At 38.8% G+C, this 15,400-nt stretch carries 19 protein-coding genes, 1 tRNA gene and 1 other annotated feature; of the genes, 17 read left to right on the plus strand and 3 right to left on the minus strand.

What is annotated here, in order from left to right; all coding sequences use genetic code 11:
• Positions 1 to 27: 27 nt before the first annotated feature.
• The 4 genes from pdxS to J2S77_RS01735 all read left to right on the plus strand — a co-directional run bounded on the left by pdxS (position 28) and on the right by J2S77_RS01735 (position 3,482).
• Positions 28 to 912, plus strand: a complete 885-nt coding sequence (gene pdxS, locus J2S77_RS01720) for a pyridoxal 5'-phosphate synthase lyase subunit PdxS (RefSeq protein WP_306974060.1) — start codon at positions 28 to 30, stop codon at positions 910 to 912.
• A gap of 12 nt (positions 913 to 924) precedes the next feature.
• A complete protein-coding gene (gene pdxT / locus J2S77_RS01725; protein WP_306974062.1) occupies positions 925 to 1,512 on the plus strand; it encodes a pyridoxal 5'-phosphate synthase glutaminase subunit PdxT in 588 nt (195 codons plus the stop codon).
• Positions 1,513 to 1,548: 36 nt separating this feature from the next.
• Positions 1,549 to 1,765: a binding site (T-box leader), on the plus strand.
• A gap of 61 nt (positions 1,766 to 1,826) precedes the next feature.
• On the plus strand, positions 1,827 to 3,104 hold the full coding sequence (gene serS, locus J2S77_RS01730; RefSeq protein WP_306974064.1) for a serine--tRNA ligase: 1,278 nt from the start codon (positions 1,827 to 1,829) through the stop codon (positions 3,102 to 3,104).
• A 285-nt stretch (positions 3,105 to 3,389) separates the two neighbouring features.
• A tRNA-Ser gene (locus J2S77_RS01735) sits at positions 3,390 to 3,482 on the plus strand.
• A 158-nt stretch (positions 3,483 to 3,640) separates the two neighbouring features.
• Here J2S77_RS01735 and J2S77_RS01740 read toward each other — a convergent pair.
• The gene (locus J2S77_RS01740; RefSeq protein ID WP_306974066.1) at positions 3,641 to 4,312 is read right to left on the minus strand and encodes a deoxynucleoside kinase; all 672 of its coding nucleotides are present in this window, start codon (positions 4,310 to 4,312) and stop codon (positions 3,641 to 3,643) included.
• On the minus strand, positions 4,309 to 4,956 hold the full coding sequence (locus tag J2S77_RS01745; protein WP_306974068.1) for a deoxynucleoside kinase: 648 nt from the start codon (positions 4,954 to 4,956) through the stop codon (positions 4,309 to 4,311). The genes J2S77_RS01740 and J2S77_RS01745 overlap by 4 nt, the downstream gene beginning before the upstream one ends.
• A 178-nt stretch (positions 4,957 to 5,134) precedes the next feature.
• Between J2S77_RS01745 and J2S77_RS01750 the strand changes: the two genes are divergently transcribed.
• The 9 genes from J2S77_RS01750 to J2S77_RS01790 all read left to right on the plus strand — a co-directional run bounded on the left by J2S77_RS01750 (position 5,135) and on the right by J2S77_RS01790 (position 10,493).
• Positions 5,135 to 5,698 (plus strand): CotY/CotZ family spore coat protein, encoded by a 564-nt coding sequence (locus J2S77_RS01750; protein WP_306974069.1) that lies wholly within the window; start codon positions 5,135 to 5,137, stop codon positions 5,696 to 5,698.
• Positions 5,699 to 5,930: 232 nt separating this feature from the next.
• Complete coding sequence (locus J2S77_RS01755; protein WP_306974071.1) at positions 5,931 to 6,191, plus strand: metal-sensitive transcriptional regulator; 261 nt, start codon at positions 5,931 to 5,933, stop codon at positions 6,189 to 6,191.
• A 95-nt stretch (positions 6,192 to 6,286) separates the two neighbouring features.
• A complete protein-coding gene (locus J2S77_RS01760) occupies positions 6,287 to 6,514 on the plus strand; it encodes a sulfurtransferase TusA family protein (RefSeq protein ID WP_306974073.1) in 228 nt (75 codons plus the stop codon).
• A 56-nt stretch (positions 6,515 to 6,570) separates the two neighbouring features.
• Complete coding sequence (locus tag J2S77_RS01765) at positions 6,571 to 7,050, plus strand: DsrE/DsrF/DrsH-like family protein (RefSeq protein ID WP_306974075.1); 480 nt, start codon at positions 6,571 to 6,573, stop codon at positions 7,048 to 7,050.
• A gap of 74 nt (positions 7,051 to 7,124) precedes the next feature.
• Positions 7,125 to 7,421, plus strand: a complete 297-nt coding sequence (locus J2S77_RS01770; RefSeq protein WP_306974077.1) for a rhodanese-like domain-containing protein — start codon at positions 7,125 to 7,127, stop codon at positions 7,419 to 7,421.
• Between the two features lie 157 nt (positions 7,422 to 7,578).
• Complete coding sequence (locus J2S77_RS01775; protein WP_306974078.1) at positions 7,579 to 8,709, plus strand: MBL fold metallo-hydrolase; 1,131 nt, start codon at positions 7,579 to 7,581, stop codon at positions 8,707 to 8,709.
• A gap of 70 nt (positions 8,710 to 8,779) precedes the next feature.
• Complete coding sequence (locus J2S77_RS01780) at positions 8,780 to 9,562, plus strand: sulfite exporter TauE/SafE family protein (protein ID WP_306974080.1); 783 nt, start codon at positions 8,780 to 8,782, stop codon at positions 9,560 to 9,562.
• A gap of 135 nt (positions 9,563 to 9,697) precedes the next feature.
• Entirely contained in the window at positions 9,698 to 10,054 is a 357-nt protein-coding gene (locus J2S77_RS01785; protein WP_306974082.1) for a YidH family protein, read from the plus strand.
• A 136-nt stretch (positions 10,055 to 10,190) separates the two neighbouring features.
• A complete protein-coding gene (locus J2S77_RS01790) occupies positions 10,191 to 10,493 on the plus strand; it encodes a rhodanese-like domain-containing protein (protein ID WP_306974085.1) in 303 nt (100 codons plus the stop codon).
• A 148-nt stretch (positions 10,494 to 10,641) separates the two neighbouring features.
• Here J2S77_RS01790 and J2S77_RS01795 read toward each other — a convergent pair whose 3' ends face one another.
• Positions 10,642 to 10,791, minus strand: coding sequence for a YvrJ family protein (locus J2S77_RS01795; protein WP_306974087.1), 150 nt, complete (start codon positions 10,789 to 10,791; stop codon positions 10,642 to 10,644).
• A 164-nt stretch (positions 10,792 to 10,955) separates the two neighbouring features.
• On the opposite strand from J2S77_RS01795, the gene J2S77_RS01800 reads away from it, so the two are divergent.
• The 4 genes from J2S77_RS01800 to J2S77_RS01815 all read left to right on the plus strand — a co-directional run bounded on the left by J2S77_RS01800 (position 10,956) and on the right by J2S77_RS01815 (position 15,336).
• Positions 10,956 to 11,522, plus strand: a complete 567-nt coding sequence (locus tag J2S77_RS01800; protein WP_306974088.1) for a sigma-70 family RNA polymerase sigma factor — start codon at positions 10,956 to 10,958, stop codon at positions 11,520 to 11,522.
• 25 nt (positions 11,523 to 11,547) lie between these two features.
• Positions 11,548 to 11,751: a hypothetical protein gene (locus J2S77_RS01805; RefSeq protein WP_306974090.1), complete on the plus strand. Its 204-nt coding sequence runs from the start codon at positions 11,548 to 11,550 to the stop codon at positions 11,749 to 11,751.
• Positions 11,752 to 11,895: 144 nt separating this feature from the next.
• Positions 11,896 to 13,617, plus strand: coding sequence for an acetate--CoA ligase (acsA, locus tag J2S77_RS01810; RefSeq protein WP_306974092.1), 1,722 nt, complete (start codon positions 11,896 to 11,898; stop codon positions 13,615 to 13,617).
• Between the two features lie 405 nt (positions 13,618 to 14,022).
• Positions 14,023 to 15,336 carry a lysine N(6)-hydroxylase/L-ornithine N(5)-oxygenase family protein gene (locus J2S77_RS01815; protein WP_306974094.1) on the plus strand — a complete coding sequence of 438 codons (1,314 nt, stop codon included), beginning with the start codon at positions 14,023 to 14,025 and terminating at the stop codon, positions 15,334 to 15,336.
• Positions 15,337 to 15,400: the final 64 nt, after the last annotated feature.

Below are 15,400 nucleotides of genomic sequence, written 5' to 3' on the forward strand. Positions count from 1 at the left end.
GATTGATAGGTTATAGGGGGAGATCATATGTCAAATGTCGGTACAGATCGTGTGAAAAGAGGAATGGCTGAGATGCAAAAGGGCGGCGTCATTATGGACGTTGTGAATGCTGAGCAAGCTAAGATTGCAGAAGAAGCAGGTGCTGTTGCTGTCATGGCTCTAGAGCGTGTGCCATCAGATATTCGTGCTGCAGGTGGAGTTGCTCGTATGGCAGATCCAACAGTGACTGAGGAAGTGTTAAATGCGGTGAGTATTCCAGTTATGGCTAAAGCACGAATCGGTCATATTGTGGAAGCGCGCGTGCTAGAAGCAATGGGTGCAGATTATATTGATGAAAGTGAAGTATTAACACCTGCTGATGATATTTATCACATTGATAAGAATGATTATACCGTGCCATTTGTCTGTGGTTGCCGTAACTTAGGCGAAGCTTTGCGTCGAATTGGTGAAGGTGCTTCTATGTTACGTACGAAAGGCGAACCAGGAACAGGTAATATTGTTGAAGCTGTTCGTCATATGCGTGAAGTTCAAACACAAATTCGTTACGTTCAGAATATGGCAAAAGATGAACTAATGGTGTATGCCAAAGAAACGGGCGCGCCATATGAATTACTCTTGCAGGTACAAGAAGAAGGCCGTTTACCAGTTGTAAACTTTGCTGCTGGGGGCATTGCAACGCCATCTGATGCTGCGCTTATGATGGAATTAGGGGCGGACGGCGTATTTGTTGGTTCTGGTATTTTCAAATCGAATAATCCAGAGAAATTCGCCCGCTCAATCGTCGAAGCAACAACCCATTATCAAGACTATGAACTAATTGCTAAGTTATCTAAAGATCTAGGTACAGCAATGCCTGGTCTTGAAACATCAACGCTTGAAGGTAACGATCGTATGCAAGATCGTAGTGAGTAAAGGAGTCTTATCATGGCAACAATAGGTGTATTAGGCTTACAAGGAGCATTTAGAGAGCACATCCAGTCAATTGAGGCATGTGGTCACGATGCAGTATTAATTAAAAAAGTGGAGCAATTAGAAGCTGTCAATGGGTTAGTTTTACCTGGCGGCGAAAGCACAACGATGCGCAGATTAATTGACCGTTACGGATTTTTTGATGCACTTGTTCAATTTGGTCAAGCTGGTAAACCAATCTTTGGAACGTGTGCAGGATTAATTCTACTCGCTTCACAGATCGAAAATGACGATGACAATCATTTAGGCTTAATGGATATGACAGTGGCTCGTAATGCGTTTGGACGTCAAAAACAAAGCTTTGAAGCGCCACTTGAAATTAAAGGGGTGGCAGATGATTTTGAAGCGGTGTTCATTCGTGCCCCTTATGTTCTTGATGTACACCATGACACAGAGGTTTTAGCAACATATGGTGATAAAATAGTTGCGGCTAAACAAGGACATTATTTAGCCACAGCATTTCACCCAGAACTGACTGATGATCATCGCTTAATGGCTTATTTTATCGATATGGTAGAACAATCAAAACTTGCTTCTGTCTAAAAAATAAGGTATATTAAAAGCTACAATAGTAATGAATTAATTGCGCTGATAGGAATTAGTAGTGGTAGGTGTTTATCACAGAGAGCTAGTGGTGGCTGTGAACTAGTATAAACAGACCGCGAATCCATCCTGGAGCAGGTGAACTGAATGATGACGTAAGTTTACCCGGAAAACAGTCCCGTTATGACTGTACAAGTTGGAAGGTTTAAGACCTTCAACAAGGGTGGCAACGCGGGTTATACTCGTCCCTTTACTGCATGTGCAGTAAAGGGGCGTTTTTTTATTGGATTAACGATATTAGGGAGGTCAAATGTATGTTAGACATGAAATTTTTACGTGACAATTTTGATGAAGTGAAACAAAAGATGCAAAACCGAGGAGAAGATTTAACGGATCTCGATCAGTTTCTTGATTGGGATGAAAAGCGCCGTGCTTACATCCAAGAATCAGAGGAGTTAAAAGCACGTCGAAATGAAGTTTCCAAAGAAATTTCTCAACTGAAAAAAAATAAAGAAGATGCTGATCATTTGATCAAAGAAATGCGTGAAGTGGGTGACCGCATCAAAGAGATCGACAATGAACTAAATGAAGTTGAGACGAAATTAAACCAGTTAATGCTTTCGATTCCAAATGTTCCTCATGAGTCAGTTCCAATTGGCGAAACGGAAGATGATAACGTTGAAGTAAAACAATGGGGAGAAGTGCCGTCATTTGCTTTCGATGTTAAGCCACATTGGGATATTGCAGATGAGTTAGACATTATTGATTTCGAACGCGCTTCTAAAGTCACAGGCAGTCGTTTTGCCTTTTATAAAGGTCTAGGGGCACGCTTAGAACGTGCGTTAATTAACTTCATGATGGACTTACATTCAGATCGTCATGGTTATGAAGAAATGATGCCACCACAAATCGTTAATCGCGATAGTTTAACAGGAACAGGTCAACTTCCGAAGTTCGGTGAAGATGTCTTCAAACTAGAAGATTGGGATTATTTCTTAATTCCAACAGCTGAAGTGCCTGTGACGAACTATCACCGTGATGAGATTTTAACGGCTGATGATTTGCCGAAGAAATTTACGGCATTTAGCACGAATTTCCGTAGTGAAGCGGGTTCAGCTGGTCGTGACACGCGTGGATTAATCCGCCAGCACCAATTTAATAAAGTCGAACTCGTTCAACTCGTAAAACCTGAAGAGTCTTATGAGACATTAGAGTCGCTCACAAACGACGCTGAGGAAGTGCTGCAGCAATTAAAATTACCTTATCGTGTGATGAATATGTGCACAGGTGATTTGGGCTTCACAGCAGCGAAAAAGTACGATATTGAAGTGTGGATTCCAAGTTATGAGACGTATCGTGAAATCTCTTCTTGTTCGAATTTCGAAGACTTCCAAGCAAGACGTTCTGGCTTACGCTTCCGTCGTGAAGCGAACAGCAAACCAGAGTACATGCATACCTTAAATGGTTCAGGCCTAGCAGTAGGACGAACTGTCGCCGCGATTTTAGAGAACTATCAAAACGATGATGGATCAGTTACCGTTCCAGACGTGCTAAAGCCTTATATGGGTAATGTGGAACGTATTAGCCAATAAATTAAAGACCCTCTGCTTAAGTGATCTGTATGACCTAAGCGGAGGGTTAATATTTGTCTTATGCAGGAGTGTGAAGCTCACTAATTTGTAAGAACATTAAGAATATAAGTTTCATCGAAATTTTTATTATTTTCCTCTTTATAAATGTTTGTGAGCTGTGGTATACTAACAATCGTTGGTCGACAAAATGCGTCTTAAAGGCGCCTACGCAAGAAAATATAATTATTTCACAAAACACCTTGCATAATGTCGAACCATATGATATATTTTGTTTTGTGAGTTCACGGAGGAGTACCCAAGTTCGGCTGAAGGGAGCGGTCTTGAAAACCGCCAGGGGGTTTACGCCCCGCGGGGGTTCGAATCCCTCCTCCTCCGCCATATTATTTTTAGAGTAATTGGTTACATGATGTAGCCATTTTTTTATGCCTTTATCAAAAGTTTGAATATTATGACGATAATCACTGTCATATGATTAATCGTATGTGATTGATGACATAAAAACGCTCTATACGCCGATCGGCGTATAGAGCGTTTTATTATGATTTAATATATTGTCTTGAAGTTTGAATATGATTGCCAATGCGCTCAAGGATGGGATCGACTGATGTATTCGGGTTGTGTAAATCATAATCGTTGATATTAATACGCATCACTGGGCATGTATTGAAGTTATTGATCCATTCTTCATAACGGTCATACATTTCACGCCAGTATTCGATTGGTGTTTCTTGCTCCATTTCACGCCCACGATTCTTAATTCGCTCTAAAACATCGTCAAATGAGCCTTCTAGATAAATTAAGAGATCAGGGTGAGGGAAGTATGGTGTCATCACCATCGAATCGAATAAATGCTTGTACGTATTATAATCCGTAGGGGTCATCGTTCCTTTGTCATAATGCATTTTTGCGAAGATGCCCGTATCTTCGTAAATTGAACGGTCTTGGATGAACCCACCCCCGTATTCAAAGATCCTTTTCTGCTCTTTAAATCGTTCAGCTAAGAAGTAGATCTGTAAATGAAAGCTCCACCGTTCAAAATCATAATAAAATTTATCTAGGTAAGGGTTGTTTTCAACTTTTTCGTAAGATGTACGAAAGCCGATTTTATTGGCTAGCGCTTTCGTCATTGTTGATTTACCGACCCCTACTGTTCCGGCGACAGTTATGACCGCGTTTTTCGGGATGCCGTATTGGTTTAGATCGCTCATGATATAAATTCTCCTTTGTTAATATGTTGTTGCACGACTGTCAAAATATAATCTAAATCAGATTGATGTTTAACGAAATCAATTTCGTCTCCGTTAATACGGATGACAGGAATTTCAGGGTTTTCCTTTTCGAAATGATTCATAAATTCCTCGTAGTCCTCAGATAGTTGTTGTAAGTAGTCTGATTGGATATTTTGTTCAACTTCTCGGCCACGACTTTCAATCCGTTTTAACAACGTATCAAGGCTAGCATGGATATAGATCATGACATTTGGTTTGGCTAAGTCTTGGGTTAAGATATTAAAAATTTGTTCATATTTTTCGTATTGTTCCGGTTTTAATGTCCGTCTCGCAAAGATCATATTTTTCATTATATGATAATCAGAAACGACGGGCTTACTTTGGTTCAAGTAATGCTTCTCAATGTCCTCTAGTTGCTTAAATCGATTGCATAAGAAGAACATTTCTGTTTGAAAGCTCCACTCTTCAATATTGTCGTAAAACTTTCCGAGAAACGGATTCTCCTCAACGATTTCTTTTAATAAATGATAATAAAAGTGAGTTGCAATTTTATTGGATAATGACGTTTTACCAACGCCAATTGGACCTTCAACCGCAATAAAAGGCGTGTTATTTTGTCTCACGCATGATTCCTCCATTCATGACAAAGTTCGACTAGCTGTTATCCATCATACCAAATTTTAATTCGGTATTGGGATATGAATTGAAATAAAAAATTTTCAATACTCCTATCAACCACCTATACACTTTTTGCCCCAGTACATAGTTTATAGTATCGAAACAAAAAAGGGGTGAATAAATATGTGGGATGATTGCAATGAACTAGATTGCAAAGACTCAAAATGCGTATGTAAAACCGTGCGCAAAATAGCTGAGGCGCAAGATGCAGTTGATGACCAAGGTTGTGATGTCGGCTGTAAACAATCAATCGATGACCTATTATCACCAGCATCACCATCGTCAGGAAATGACACGGTTCCGTTTATTTTGTACTGTAAAGGATCGTGTCGTCCGTTTGTCGGCAATGGTATTTTACAAGGTACTACAGGAAATAACCGCGTTTTCCGTTGCTTTGAATCACCAATATTCCGTGTTAGTAAAATTCATAAAGATTGCTGTGCCGACCTAGAATTATTGTTGCCAGTAACTGAAGGAGGATCAACACCAGGTCCTGGGGGACATGAAGTCTGTAACTACTTCCCTGGTAACTCGATTCGTAACTTGCAACGCACAGGCATTTGCGTAAAAGTTGATTTATGTGATTTCGTTGGTATTTCATGTCTTGAGCCAGTACGCGCACTACCTGTTTCAGATTTTAATGCTTCTAATGGGCAAAGCTGTGGACCTTCTCAATCCCAATCTTAATGCCAGAACAGTCAGTACCTTTTGGGGTACTGACTGTTTTTATGTTTAATTAGATACATAGAGGGGTATGTTAAAATATTGTTGAGTTAATGATCAAAAGCCGATCACAATAAAAGATGAACAAACTAAAAGAAATAAAAAGACGTGTTTGACAATATACCTACAGGGGTATATAATGACAGATGTAACGTCAAACTACTTTTCAAACGTATACAAGAGGGAGGTTAAGAATATGGAATATGATGCAAAAGTTAAAAATAGAGTTAAGCGCCTTGAAGGCCAATTACGTGGGGCCTTGCGTATGATGGAAGATGGCGAAGATTGCCAAGAAGTGATTAACCAATTATCAGCAAGCCGTACCGCAATTGATCGTACAATTGGTGTGATTGTTAGCGAGAATTTAATTGAATGTGTACGTGAAGCTGAAGAAAATGGTGAAGATACAGACGAACGTGTCAAAGAAGCGGTCAATTTACTCGTTAAGAGTCGCTAATCAATAAAAAGCGAAATAAGTTGACACAATTTATTTTAACCTTTAATATACCCATTGGGGTATTTAAACAAATTTATTGAAGGAGGATTTTCAAAATGGAAATCGCAAAAACGTTAGATGCAAAAGGTTTAGCATGCCCAATGCCAATAGTAAAGACAAAGAAAGCCATTGATGATGTAGAAAGTGGCGAGATTTTAGAAGTGCAAGCAACGGATGCAGGTGCAAAAAGCGATCTAGCTGCATGGACGAAATCATCAGGACATGAACTAGTCGATACGAAAGAAGAAGGCGGCGTATATACCTTTTACGTGAAAAAAGGATAAAAATTTTAACTAACAATTTACCCCTATAGGTATATGGAGACACAGGAGGTTCTATCATGTCTGAAAACAAAAAGACAAATATAATCCTATTTAGTGGAGAGTATGATAAAGCAATGGCAGCTTATATCATTGCGAATGGCGCAGCTGCTTATGATCATGATGTCACAATCTTTCATACATTCTGGGGCTTAAATGCCCTAAGAAAAGATGAAAAGCTACGCCCACAAAAATCATTTATGGAAAAAATATTCGGCAAAATGATGCCACATGGTGCAAAAAACTTACCATTATCTAAAATGAACTTTGCAGGCATAGGTCCAAAAATGATCAAAAGTGTCATGAAAAAGCACAATGCGATGCCAGTAGAAGATCTGATTGATATGGCAAAAGAACAAGATGTCACATTACTAGCATGTACCATGACAATGGATTTACTGGGTATTAAACAAGAAGAGTTAATGGATGGTCTTGAATATGGTGGTGTCGCAGCCTATATCGCTGAAGGTGAAGATGGCGCTGTTAACTTATTTATCTAAGTTATTCAACTCGAATGATTTTCAAAGGATTAATAACACTATAAATAAAAGGTAGTCGAAAGTGAGGATTTAAGATGAAAGAGATTAAACCAGAAGAAGTGAAAGAATTAGTAGATCAAGATGCAGATGTAACAGTGATTGACGTTCGTGAAGCGGATGAAGTAGCAGAAGGTCATATTCCAGGTGCCAAAAACATTCCACTCGGTCTATTAGAATTTCGTGAGAATGAATTAGATAAAAATGAAGACTATATTATGGTGTGCCGTTCGGGCGGCCGTAGTGGTAAAGCGACGCAATATCTAGAAGAACGCGGATATAAGGTTAAAAATATGACTGGTGGCATGTTAGCTTGGGACGGATCAACACAATAATAGCTCACTCAACATTGTGCAAAAACAATATTTAAAATAGACTGACAGTAGAATAGATGTTGGTGCAACGATTATGACCAATATCTATGATTCGGTTAAATTACGATATAAGCGTGTTTCACGTGAAATATTTAATTATTATGAGGAGGTTTTGATCATGAGTTTCAAAACACTAACGGTTGATGAATTAGCTAAAAAGGTAGTGAATCAAAAAGATATCTTGCTTTTAGATGTCCGTAAAGAAGAAGATTACCAAGATTGGAAAGTAGAAAGTGACAGTTTTAATTATTTAAATAAACCGTATTTCGATCTTATGGATGGCGTTGAGTCGATTAAAGATGACATTCCAGAAGATAAAGATGTTGCAGTAATTTGTGCCAAAGGTAATTCTTCTAAAATGGTTGCCGAGCAGTTAGTAGATGAAGGTTTCGACAATATTTATTCTGTAGAAGGTGGCATGAGAGCTTGGAGTGAACACCTAGAGCCTGTTAAATTAGGCGATTTAGAAGACGGTGGCGAATTATATCAATTCGTACGTCTAGGTAAAGGTTGCCTATCTTATATGATCGTTTCTGACGGCGAAGCAGCAATTATTGACGCGACACGTATGGCTGATACGTATATTAACTTCGCAGAAGAAAAAGGTGCTAAAGTAAAATACGTTCTAGATACGCATCTACATGCAGACCATATCTCTGGTGGCCGTGCAATTGCGGATAAAACAGGTGCAACGTATTATCTACCACCAAAAGATGCAGAAGAAGTACAATTTGAATATACACCAATTCAAGACCAAGAAGAAATCACAGTTGGTTCATCTAAGATTGATGTTCAAGCGCTTTATTCACCCGGTCACACACTTGGTTCAACATCATTCATCGTGGATGATCAGTACTTGATGACAGGTGATATTCTATTTATCCAATCCATTGGTCGCCCAGACTTAGCAGGTAAGGCGGACGATTGGGTCGGTGATTTACGTGAGACCCTATATGAACGTTATAAAGAACTATCAAACGATTTAATTGTTCTACCAGCTCACTATTCATTTAAAGAAGAATTAAACGAAGATGGTTCGGTACAAGAGAAACTAGGTGTCTTATTCGAACAAAATGATGGTCTTCAAGTTGAGGATGAGCAAGAATTCCGTAAGATGGTGACAGAAAACTTACCACCTCAACCAAACTCTCACGAAAAAGTTCGTATGACGAATATGGGTAAAGAAACTCCAGAACTTGAAGAGAAACGAGAAATGGAGATCGGACCTAACCGCTGTGCCGTCAAATAAATATGAATAAAGAGGGAGGCTGTCTCCCTCTTTTTATTTTTCAAAATTAATTACCCCGGGGGGTGTTAAGGTGGAATATAGTTTACTGTTTATGCTTGTCATCTTTTTGATTGGCTTCTTAGGATCATTTATCTCGGGCATGGTTGGGATCGGTGGTTCGATTGTTAAGTATCCCATGCTATTATATATCCCACCACTTTTAGGATTTGCGGCATTTAGTGCCCATGAAGTATCGGGTATCAGTGCTGTTCAAGTATTTTTCGCGACGATTGGTGGTGTTTGGGCTTATCGTAAAGGTGGTTATTTAAATAAAGATTTGATTATCTACATGGGTGTCAGCATCTTAATAGGTAGTTTCATTGGTGGATTTGGTTCTCGGTTTTTATCAGAAGATGAGGTCAATTTTGTATACGCGATGTTAGCGACTGTAGCTGTTGTGATGATGTTTATGCCTAAGAAAGGTGTGGACGATCAGTCATTTGATCAAGTGACATTTAATAAAACGATTGCTGCAACACTTGCATTTATTGTAGGTATTGGTGCTGGTATTGTCGGTGCTGCTGGTGCTTTCGTGTTAGTGCCAATTATGTTGCTAGTGTTAAAAATACCAACGCGCATGACCATTGCTTCATCTTTGGCAATCACATTTATTTCTTCAATCGGTGCAACCACTGGTAAGTTGATGACAGGACAAGTCTTATTGGTTCCAGCTATTATCATGATTGTAGCCAGTTTAATTGCATCGCCATTAGGAGCGAATGCTGGTAAGAAGATTAATACGAAGTTGTTACAAGGTATTTTATCTGTATTAATTTTGGCATCAGCTATCAAAATCTGGCTCGATTTTCTATGATATAATGAAACTCACCTTAGAATAGGTGGGTTTTTTGTATAGGATTCAAAGGTAAACTATATATGAAGGTATTATTTGAGTTACATAAAGTGAATGATAAAAATAGTCAGCTTCAACTTCTGGAGGGTGATTTACATGCGCGAAACGGAGGATTCGAAATATATTCAACAACACTTAGCAAATGAACGAACGTATTTAGCCTGGATTCGAACAGCCCTAGCGATTATGGGGATAGGCTTTTTAATCGTAAATGTTCATTTTTCGACTGGTGCTAGTGTAGGCGGTCAATCGGATCAGTTAGTTGAAATGATCGGAATCTTATCTGTTGTGATTGGATTGGTTGCGATTGTTTTTTCAACGGTTCATTATGTGCGCAAGAAAAAACAAATTAACGATCAAACGTTCACATCCTCCCTTCATCTCGTTTGGTTAATTTCGGCCTTAATGCTCGTAATGGCAGGACTGTTTTTCGCTTACTTTTATTTATACTAAGTCATGGAGTCATTTCATACTGTTTGTATGGGGTGACTTTTTTATATTGGATAGGCTGACACGTTTGATTGGTGATTAAACAGATCGGTATGGTATATTATAAGTGTCATTAATTTAAGAAAGTGAGGCGTTATCGATGAATGAAATCACAACAGATGAAGTGAAACAGTTACTTGAAAATAAAGAGGACGTAAATTTACTCGATGTTCGCGAACCAGAAGAAATTGAACAAGGGCATATTCCTGGCATCAAACATATTCCACTTGGTTCATTAGAAGAACGCAAAGACGAGTTAAGTCAAGATCAGGAGCATGTCGTCATTTGCCGTTCAGGTAACCGCAGTGGTAAAGCCGTTCAATACCTCGAGCAACATGGCTTCAATGCGAAGAATATGGTCGGTGGTATGCTTGATTGGAATGGTCCGGTAAAGCAGTCGTAAATATTTGAAGCGGGATAATTGTTATCTTGTGAGAAAGGGTTTATCCACTCGTTTTCAATATTTGAACATGTAACAAATAATTAAATATGTCATTAATGTAAGATGCCTACAGCGAAAGTTATCGTCGCGTAGGCATCTTTTTTAATGATTAAAGTCTAGATTTAACATTTTCAATTAACGTTTTGATTGCAGAGGTTAGCTCTGAAAGCTTTTGTTCTAATCTGATTAATAGATAAATCGTGATCGCAATGGGAAAACCAAAATTTCCTATAAGGTCATACAATAAAGTTACATTCATTTTATACCCCTCCTTAATTCCCTAAAGAGAGGTAGAAAAATAAATATATACTTGTTTGAAAATAAAAGTACTTAACTATATAATAGAACACACGTTCGATTTTTTGATAAAAAAAGTTGATTACTTGATGATTATTTCTCTTTTTAAATTAAGGAGGAATGGATATGTACGAGGCTTATCATTGTGTAGATGAATTTGTTAATCAGAATCCTGAGTTATTCGAACAACCGATCATAAAAAGTTTTTTCCAAGAACAAGATCATTTTCTTTTGCTTAAAAAAGCGATTGAGTATAACGATGAAAATGCAAACCAAGAATTAAATCAGCAGTTTATTAAGTTTTATATGACATATAGGTTGGTTAGTTATATATCAGTATTATCTAGAAGGTATACCAATGACTATGATCAAAAGCTAAAAAAGCACCAAGATCGTCATGTCTTAATTCTTGATAAACCAGCGTCAGAAGATGATGATACAGCTATTATTGATTTATTTCCTGCAGAACATGACGCTTATGATTTGCATGGAACTATAACAGACATATTTTCCGATGAGAGACTCATAAATGCGATCAATGACCTGTCTAAGAAGAAAAAACGTATTTTAGAGTTAACGTTCATGGGGCAGTTATCAATTAAGGAGATTGCAGAATACTTCAATGATAGTTCTCAGAACATCTCTAAGCATAAGCGAGATGCTGTTAAAAAAATTAAAAGTAAATTGAGTTAGTCAGTTGTAGAAAGGAGAGAAAGATATGGAGAACTTCGATGAAAATATCATCATTCATGAAACGTTGAAGATGATGAAGCCAAAAATTAAGAAGAGCATCAATCATACCAACTACCAAGAGCAAGAGGACGTGGAGCAGGAAATCAATTTGAAGGTGGTCGAAGCTGTGAAAAGTGAGAAAATCAAGCCGATTGATTTCTGGGAATTTGTTGAGAAGAATAAAAAGTAATAGAACAGTAAAAATTAGATTTTCCTCATGCAAAAATTAGGTGATTTTAAGTTCATCACTTTTAATATAAAGCGATTTCATATACAATATGAGTACAGAATTTTTAAACAATTAAATAAGTTTGACAACAATTCGAATGAGGTGATGGTCATGAGTGAAAACGTTTTAAAAGGTAGTAACAAACAACACAACTTAAACAATTATGAAGAAACATACCAAAACTTCAGCTGGGATGAAGCGAAACAGAACTTCACTTGGCATGAGACAGGTAAAGTGAATATCGCATATGAAGCGGTCGATCGTCATGCCGAAAATCCCGATAAAAAAGATCAGGTCGCGTTACAATACGTCTCACCTGACCGCAAGGAATCCTTAACATTTGATCAGTTGAAAAAACAAAGTAATCAGTTTGCGAATGTGTTAAAAGATCAAGGCATTGAGAAGGGTGATCGCGTGTTTTTATTCATGCCGAGATCGCCTGAATTTTACGCGAGCTTCTTAGGTGTTTTGAAAGTCGGTGCCATTGCTGGTCCGTTGTTTGAAGCATTCATGGAGCAGGCGGTACAAGACCGTTTGGAAGATAGTGAAGCAGTTATGCTCATTACGACGCCTGAATTATTATCACGCGTACCTGAAGATCAATTGCCTGACTTAAAGAAAGTCGTCTTAGTCGGTGATTCAACTGATATTCCAGATGGTTATATCGATTATCATCAAGAGATGGCACAAGCGAGTGAATCATTCGATCTTGAATGGGTCGATTTAGAAGACGGTATGGTGATTCACTATACATCAGGTTCAACAGGTAAACCAAAAGGGGTTTATCATGTTCATAATGCGATGATCCAACATTATCAAACGGGTAAATGGGTACTTGATTTACAAGAAAATGATGTGTATTGGTGTACTGCTGACCCCGGTTGGGTAACTGGCACGAGCTATGGTATCTTTGCGCCGTGGTTAAACGGGGTGACGAATGTCGTTGTTGGTGGTCGTTTTAGTCCTGAGGCATGGTACGGAACAATAGATGATTACCAAATTTCCGTATGGTATTCTGCACCAACGGCATTTCGTAAGTTAATGAGCTCAGGTAAAGAAATCGTAGATGACTTTAAATTAGATAGTGTGCGTCATATTTTAAGTGTCGGTGAACCGTTAAATCCAGAAGTGATTCATTGGGGCAAAAAAGCCTTTAATCTACGGATTCACGATACGTGGTGGATGACTGAAACTGGTGCGCAATTGATCTGTAACTATCCAACGATGGATATTCGTCCTGGTTCGATGGGTAAACCGATTCCAGGTGTAACCGCAGCGATCGTGGATGACCAAGGTGAAGAATTGCCACCAAACCAAATGGGTAACTTAGCGATTAAAGCGGGTTGGCCAGCTCAGATGCGTGCGATTTGGAAACGCCCTGAGAAATTCGAAAGTTATTTCTTAAACGGTTGGTACGTGTCTGGTGATAGTGCTTACCAAGATGAAGATGGCTACTTCTGGTTCCAAGGACGTTTAGATGATGTCATTAATACATCAGGTGAACGTGTCGGTCCATTTGAAGTCGAAAGTAAGTTAATCGAACATGAAGCTGTTGCTGAAGCGGGTGTCATCGGTAAGCCAGACCCTGAACGTGGTGAGATCATTAAAGCGTTTGTTGCGCTTAATGACGGTTATGAAGAATCGGAAGACTTATTAGAAGAAATTCGTCAGTTCGTGAAGAAAGGTTTCGCGGCTCATGCAGCTCCACGTGAAATCGAAGTGACTCATGCCATTCCGAAAACACGTAGTGGTAAGATTATGCGCCGACTATTGAAATCACGTGAACTAGGCCTGCCAGAAGGCGATACGTCGACGTTGGAAGAATAAGAATCTCAATTGATCAATAGCACAGCACTCGGGCATTATTTCCCAGTGCTGTGCTTTTTCTGTTAGTTTAAAAAGTTTATGGTGATTTGAATTATAAGTTAGCGCTTAGTTGTTGAATTATGATGAGCGAAGGTGGCTACTCCTGGTCGACTAAAAGTGGTCATGTCCTGTGACCAACGTCGACATTAGGCCGTCCTGGCCGTCACGGGAACAGCACGAGTCTCGAAACCCCGCAGGCCACGCTTTTCGGCCGAGGAGGCTCGAGCCGTGCCCGCGGAAAGCGTCCACCGAAAGTGAATCATAATAACAATAACGGACCATAATTATTTATGAAACAAGTTTAGATTCCCACAAAATAGGAAACTTAAATAAGTACAGACTACACAATAGAAAAAGGTGATCTTAATGGATGATAAACTCTACACATTTATTGGTGTTGGCATTGGACCTTTCAATTTAGGCTTAGCCGCATTAACTGAAGATCTGGATGACGTTGACCGAATCTTTTTCGATGAAACGCCGAAAATGAATTGGCATCCTGGCATGTTAATTGACGGGATGGATTTACAAGTATCGTTTTTAGCTGATCTAGTGACATTCGCAGATCCAACGAGTCGTTACTCGTTTTTAAATTATTTGCATGACCATGAACGACTTTATAAATTTTTCTTTTATCACCGTTTAGAAATTCCGCGTCAAGAATATAATGATTATTTACAGTGGGCAGCAGCTCAAATAAATGGCCTTTATTACGGTCATCGTGTGGTAGATGTGATTGATCATCATGACGATTCTGAACCCCATTATGAAGTGGTTGTAGAAGATGTAGAACAAGGTGGAACGTCACATTATTATGCAAAGCATGTCGTCATGGCAACAGGATCCAAACCGCTTGTGTTAAATGCAGCAGAAGATTTGCCGGAAGAAGATGTCTTGCATACGAGTCAATATTTAGATCAAAAAGATGAATTGTTAAAGTCTGACCATGTGACGGTGGTCGGATCAGGGCAAAGTGCAGCAGAAGTCTTTTATGATTTATTACAAGAACGGAAGAATAACTCTTTTCATATTACGTGGTTTACGCGGAGTAAAGGGATTTTTCAGCTTGAAGCAGCCAGTATTGGACAGGAGTTTTTCTCTCCGAAGTATGTGGATTATTTCCATCAATTAGAGTTTGATAAACGCATACGGACATTAGAGACGTTAGATCCGTTGCGTAATGGGGTGGATGTGAAGACGTTGGATCATATTTACCATTTATTATATAATTTCTCGATTGGTGAATCGGATCCTCAAGTAACGATTCAACCGTTAACAGAAGTTAATGATATTAAGCAAAAAGACGGATCATATGAGCTGGTTTGTCAGCAGTGGCAAGAAGAACAATCATTTGAATATGACACTGAAAAAGTAGTGTTAGCGACAGGCTATAAGCCGGATATTCCTGAATGGTTTACCGACCGTTTTGAGGACAAAGTTAAATGGGAAAATAAAGATAAGTGGATGTATGATCTGACACGTGAATACCGACTGCAATTCAATGATGAGCGTGACCATCAGTTTTATGTGGTGACGAATCTTGAGCATTCCCACGGGACAGCAGCAACAAATTTAGGGCTTGCTGTTCAACGGAATATGGAAATTATTAATGATATCGTTGGAAAACAGGTTTATAAGGCACAGGATCATGCGATTTTCCAACAATTTCGCTATGAGTAGGATTGTGTGAAGTCGTTTGATTTTATAGGTAACGGGAATAGGGTTAATAACAAAAACGATAAGG

Origin of the sequence: Alkalibacillus salilacus (assembly GCF_030812915.1) — a bacterium.
In the GTDB taxonomy this organism is placed as follows: Bacteria; Bacillota; Bacilli; order Bacillales; family Alkalibacillaceae; genus Alkalibacillus; species Alkalibacillus salilacus.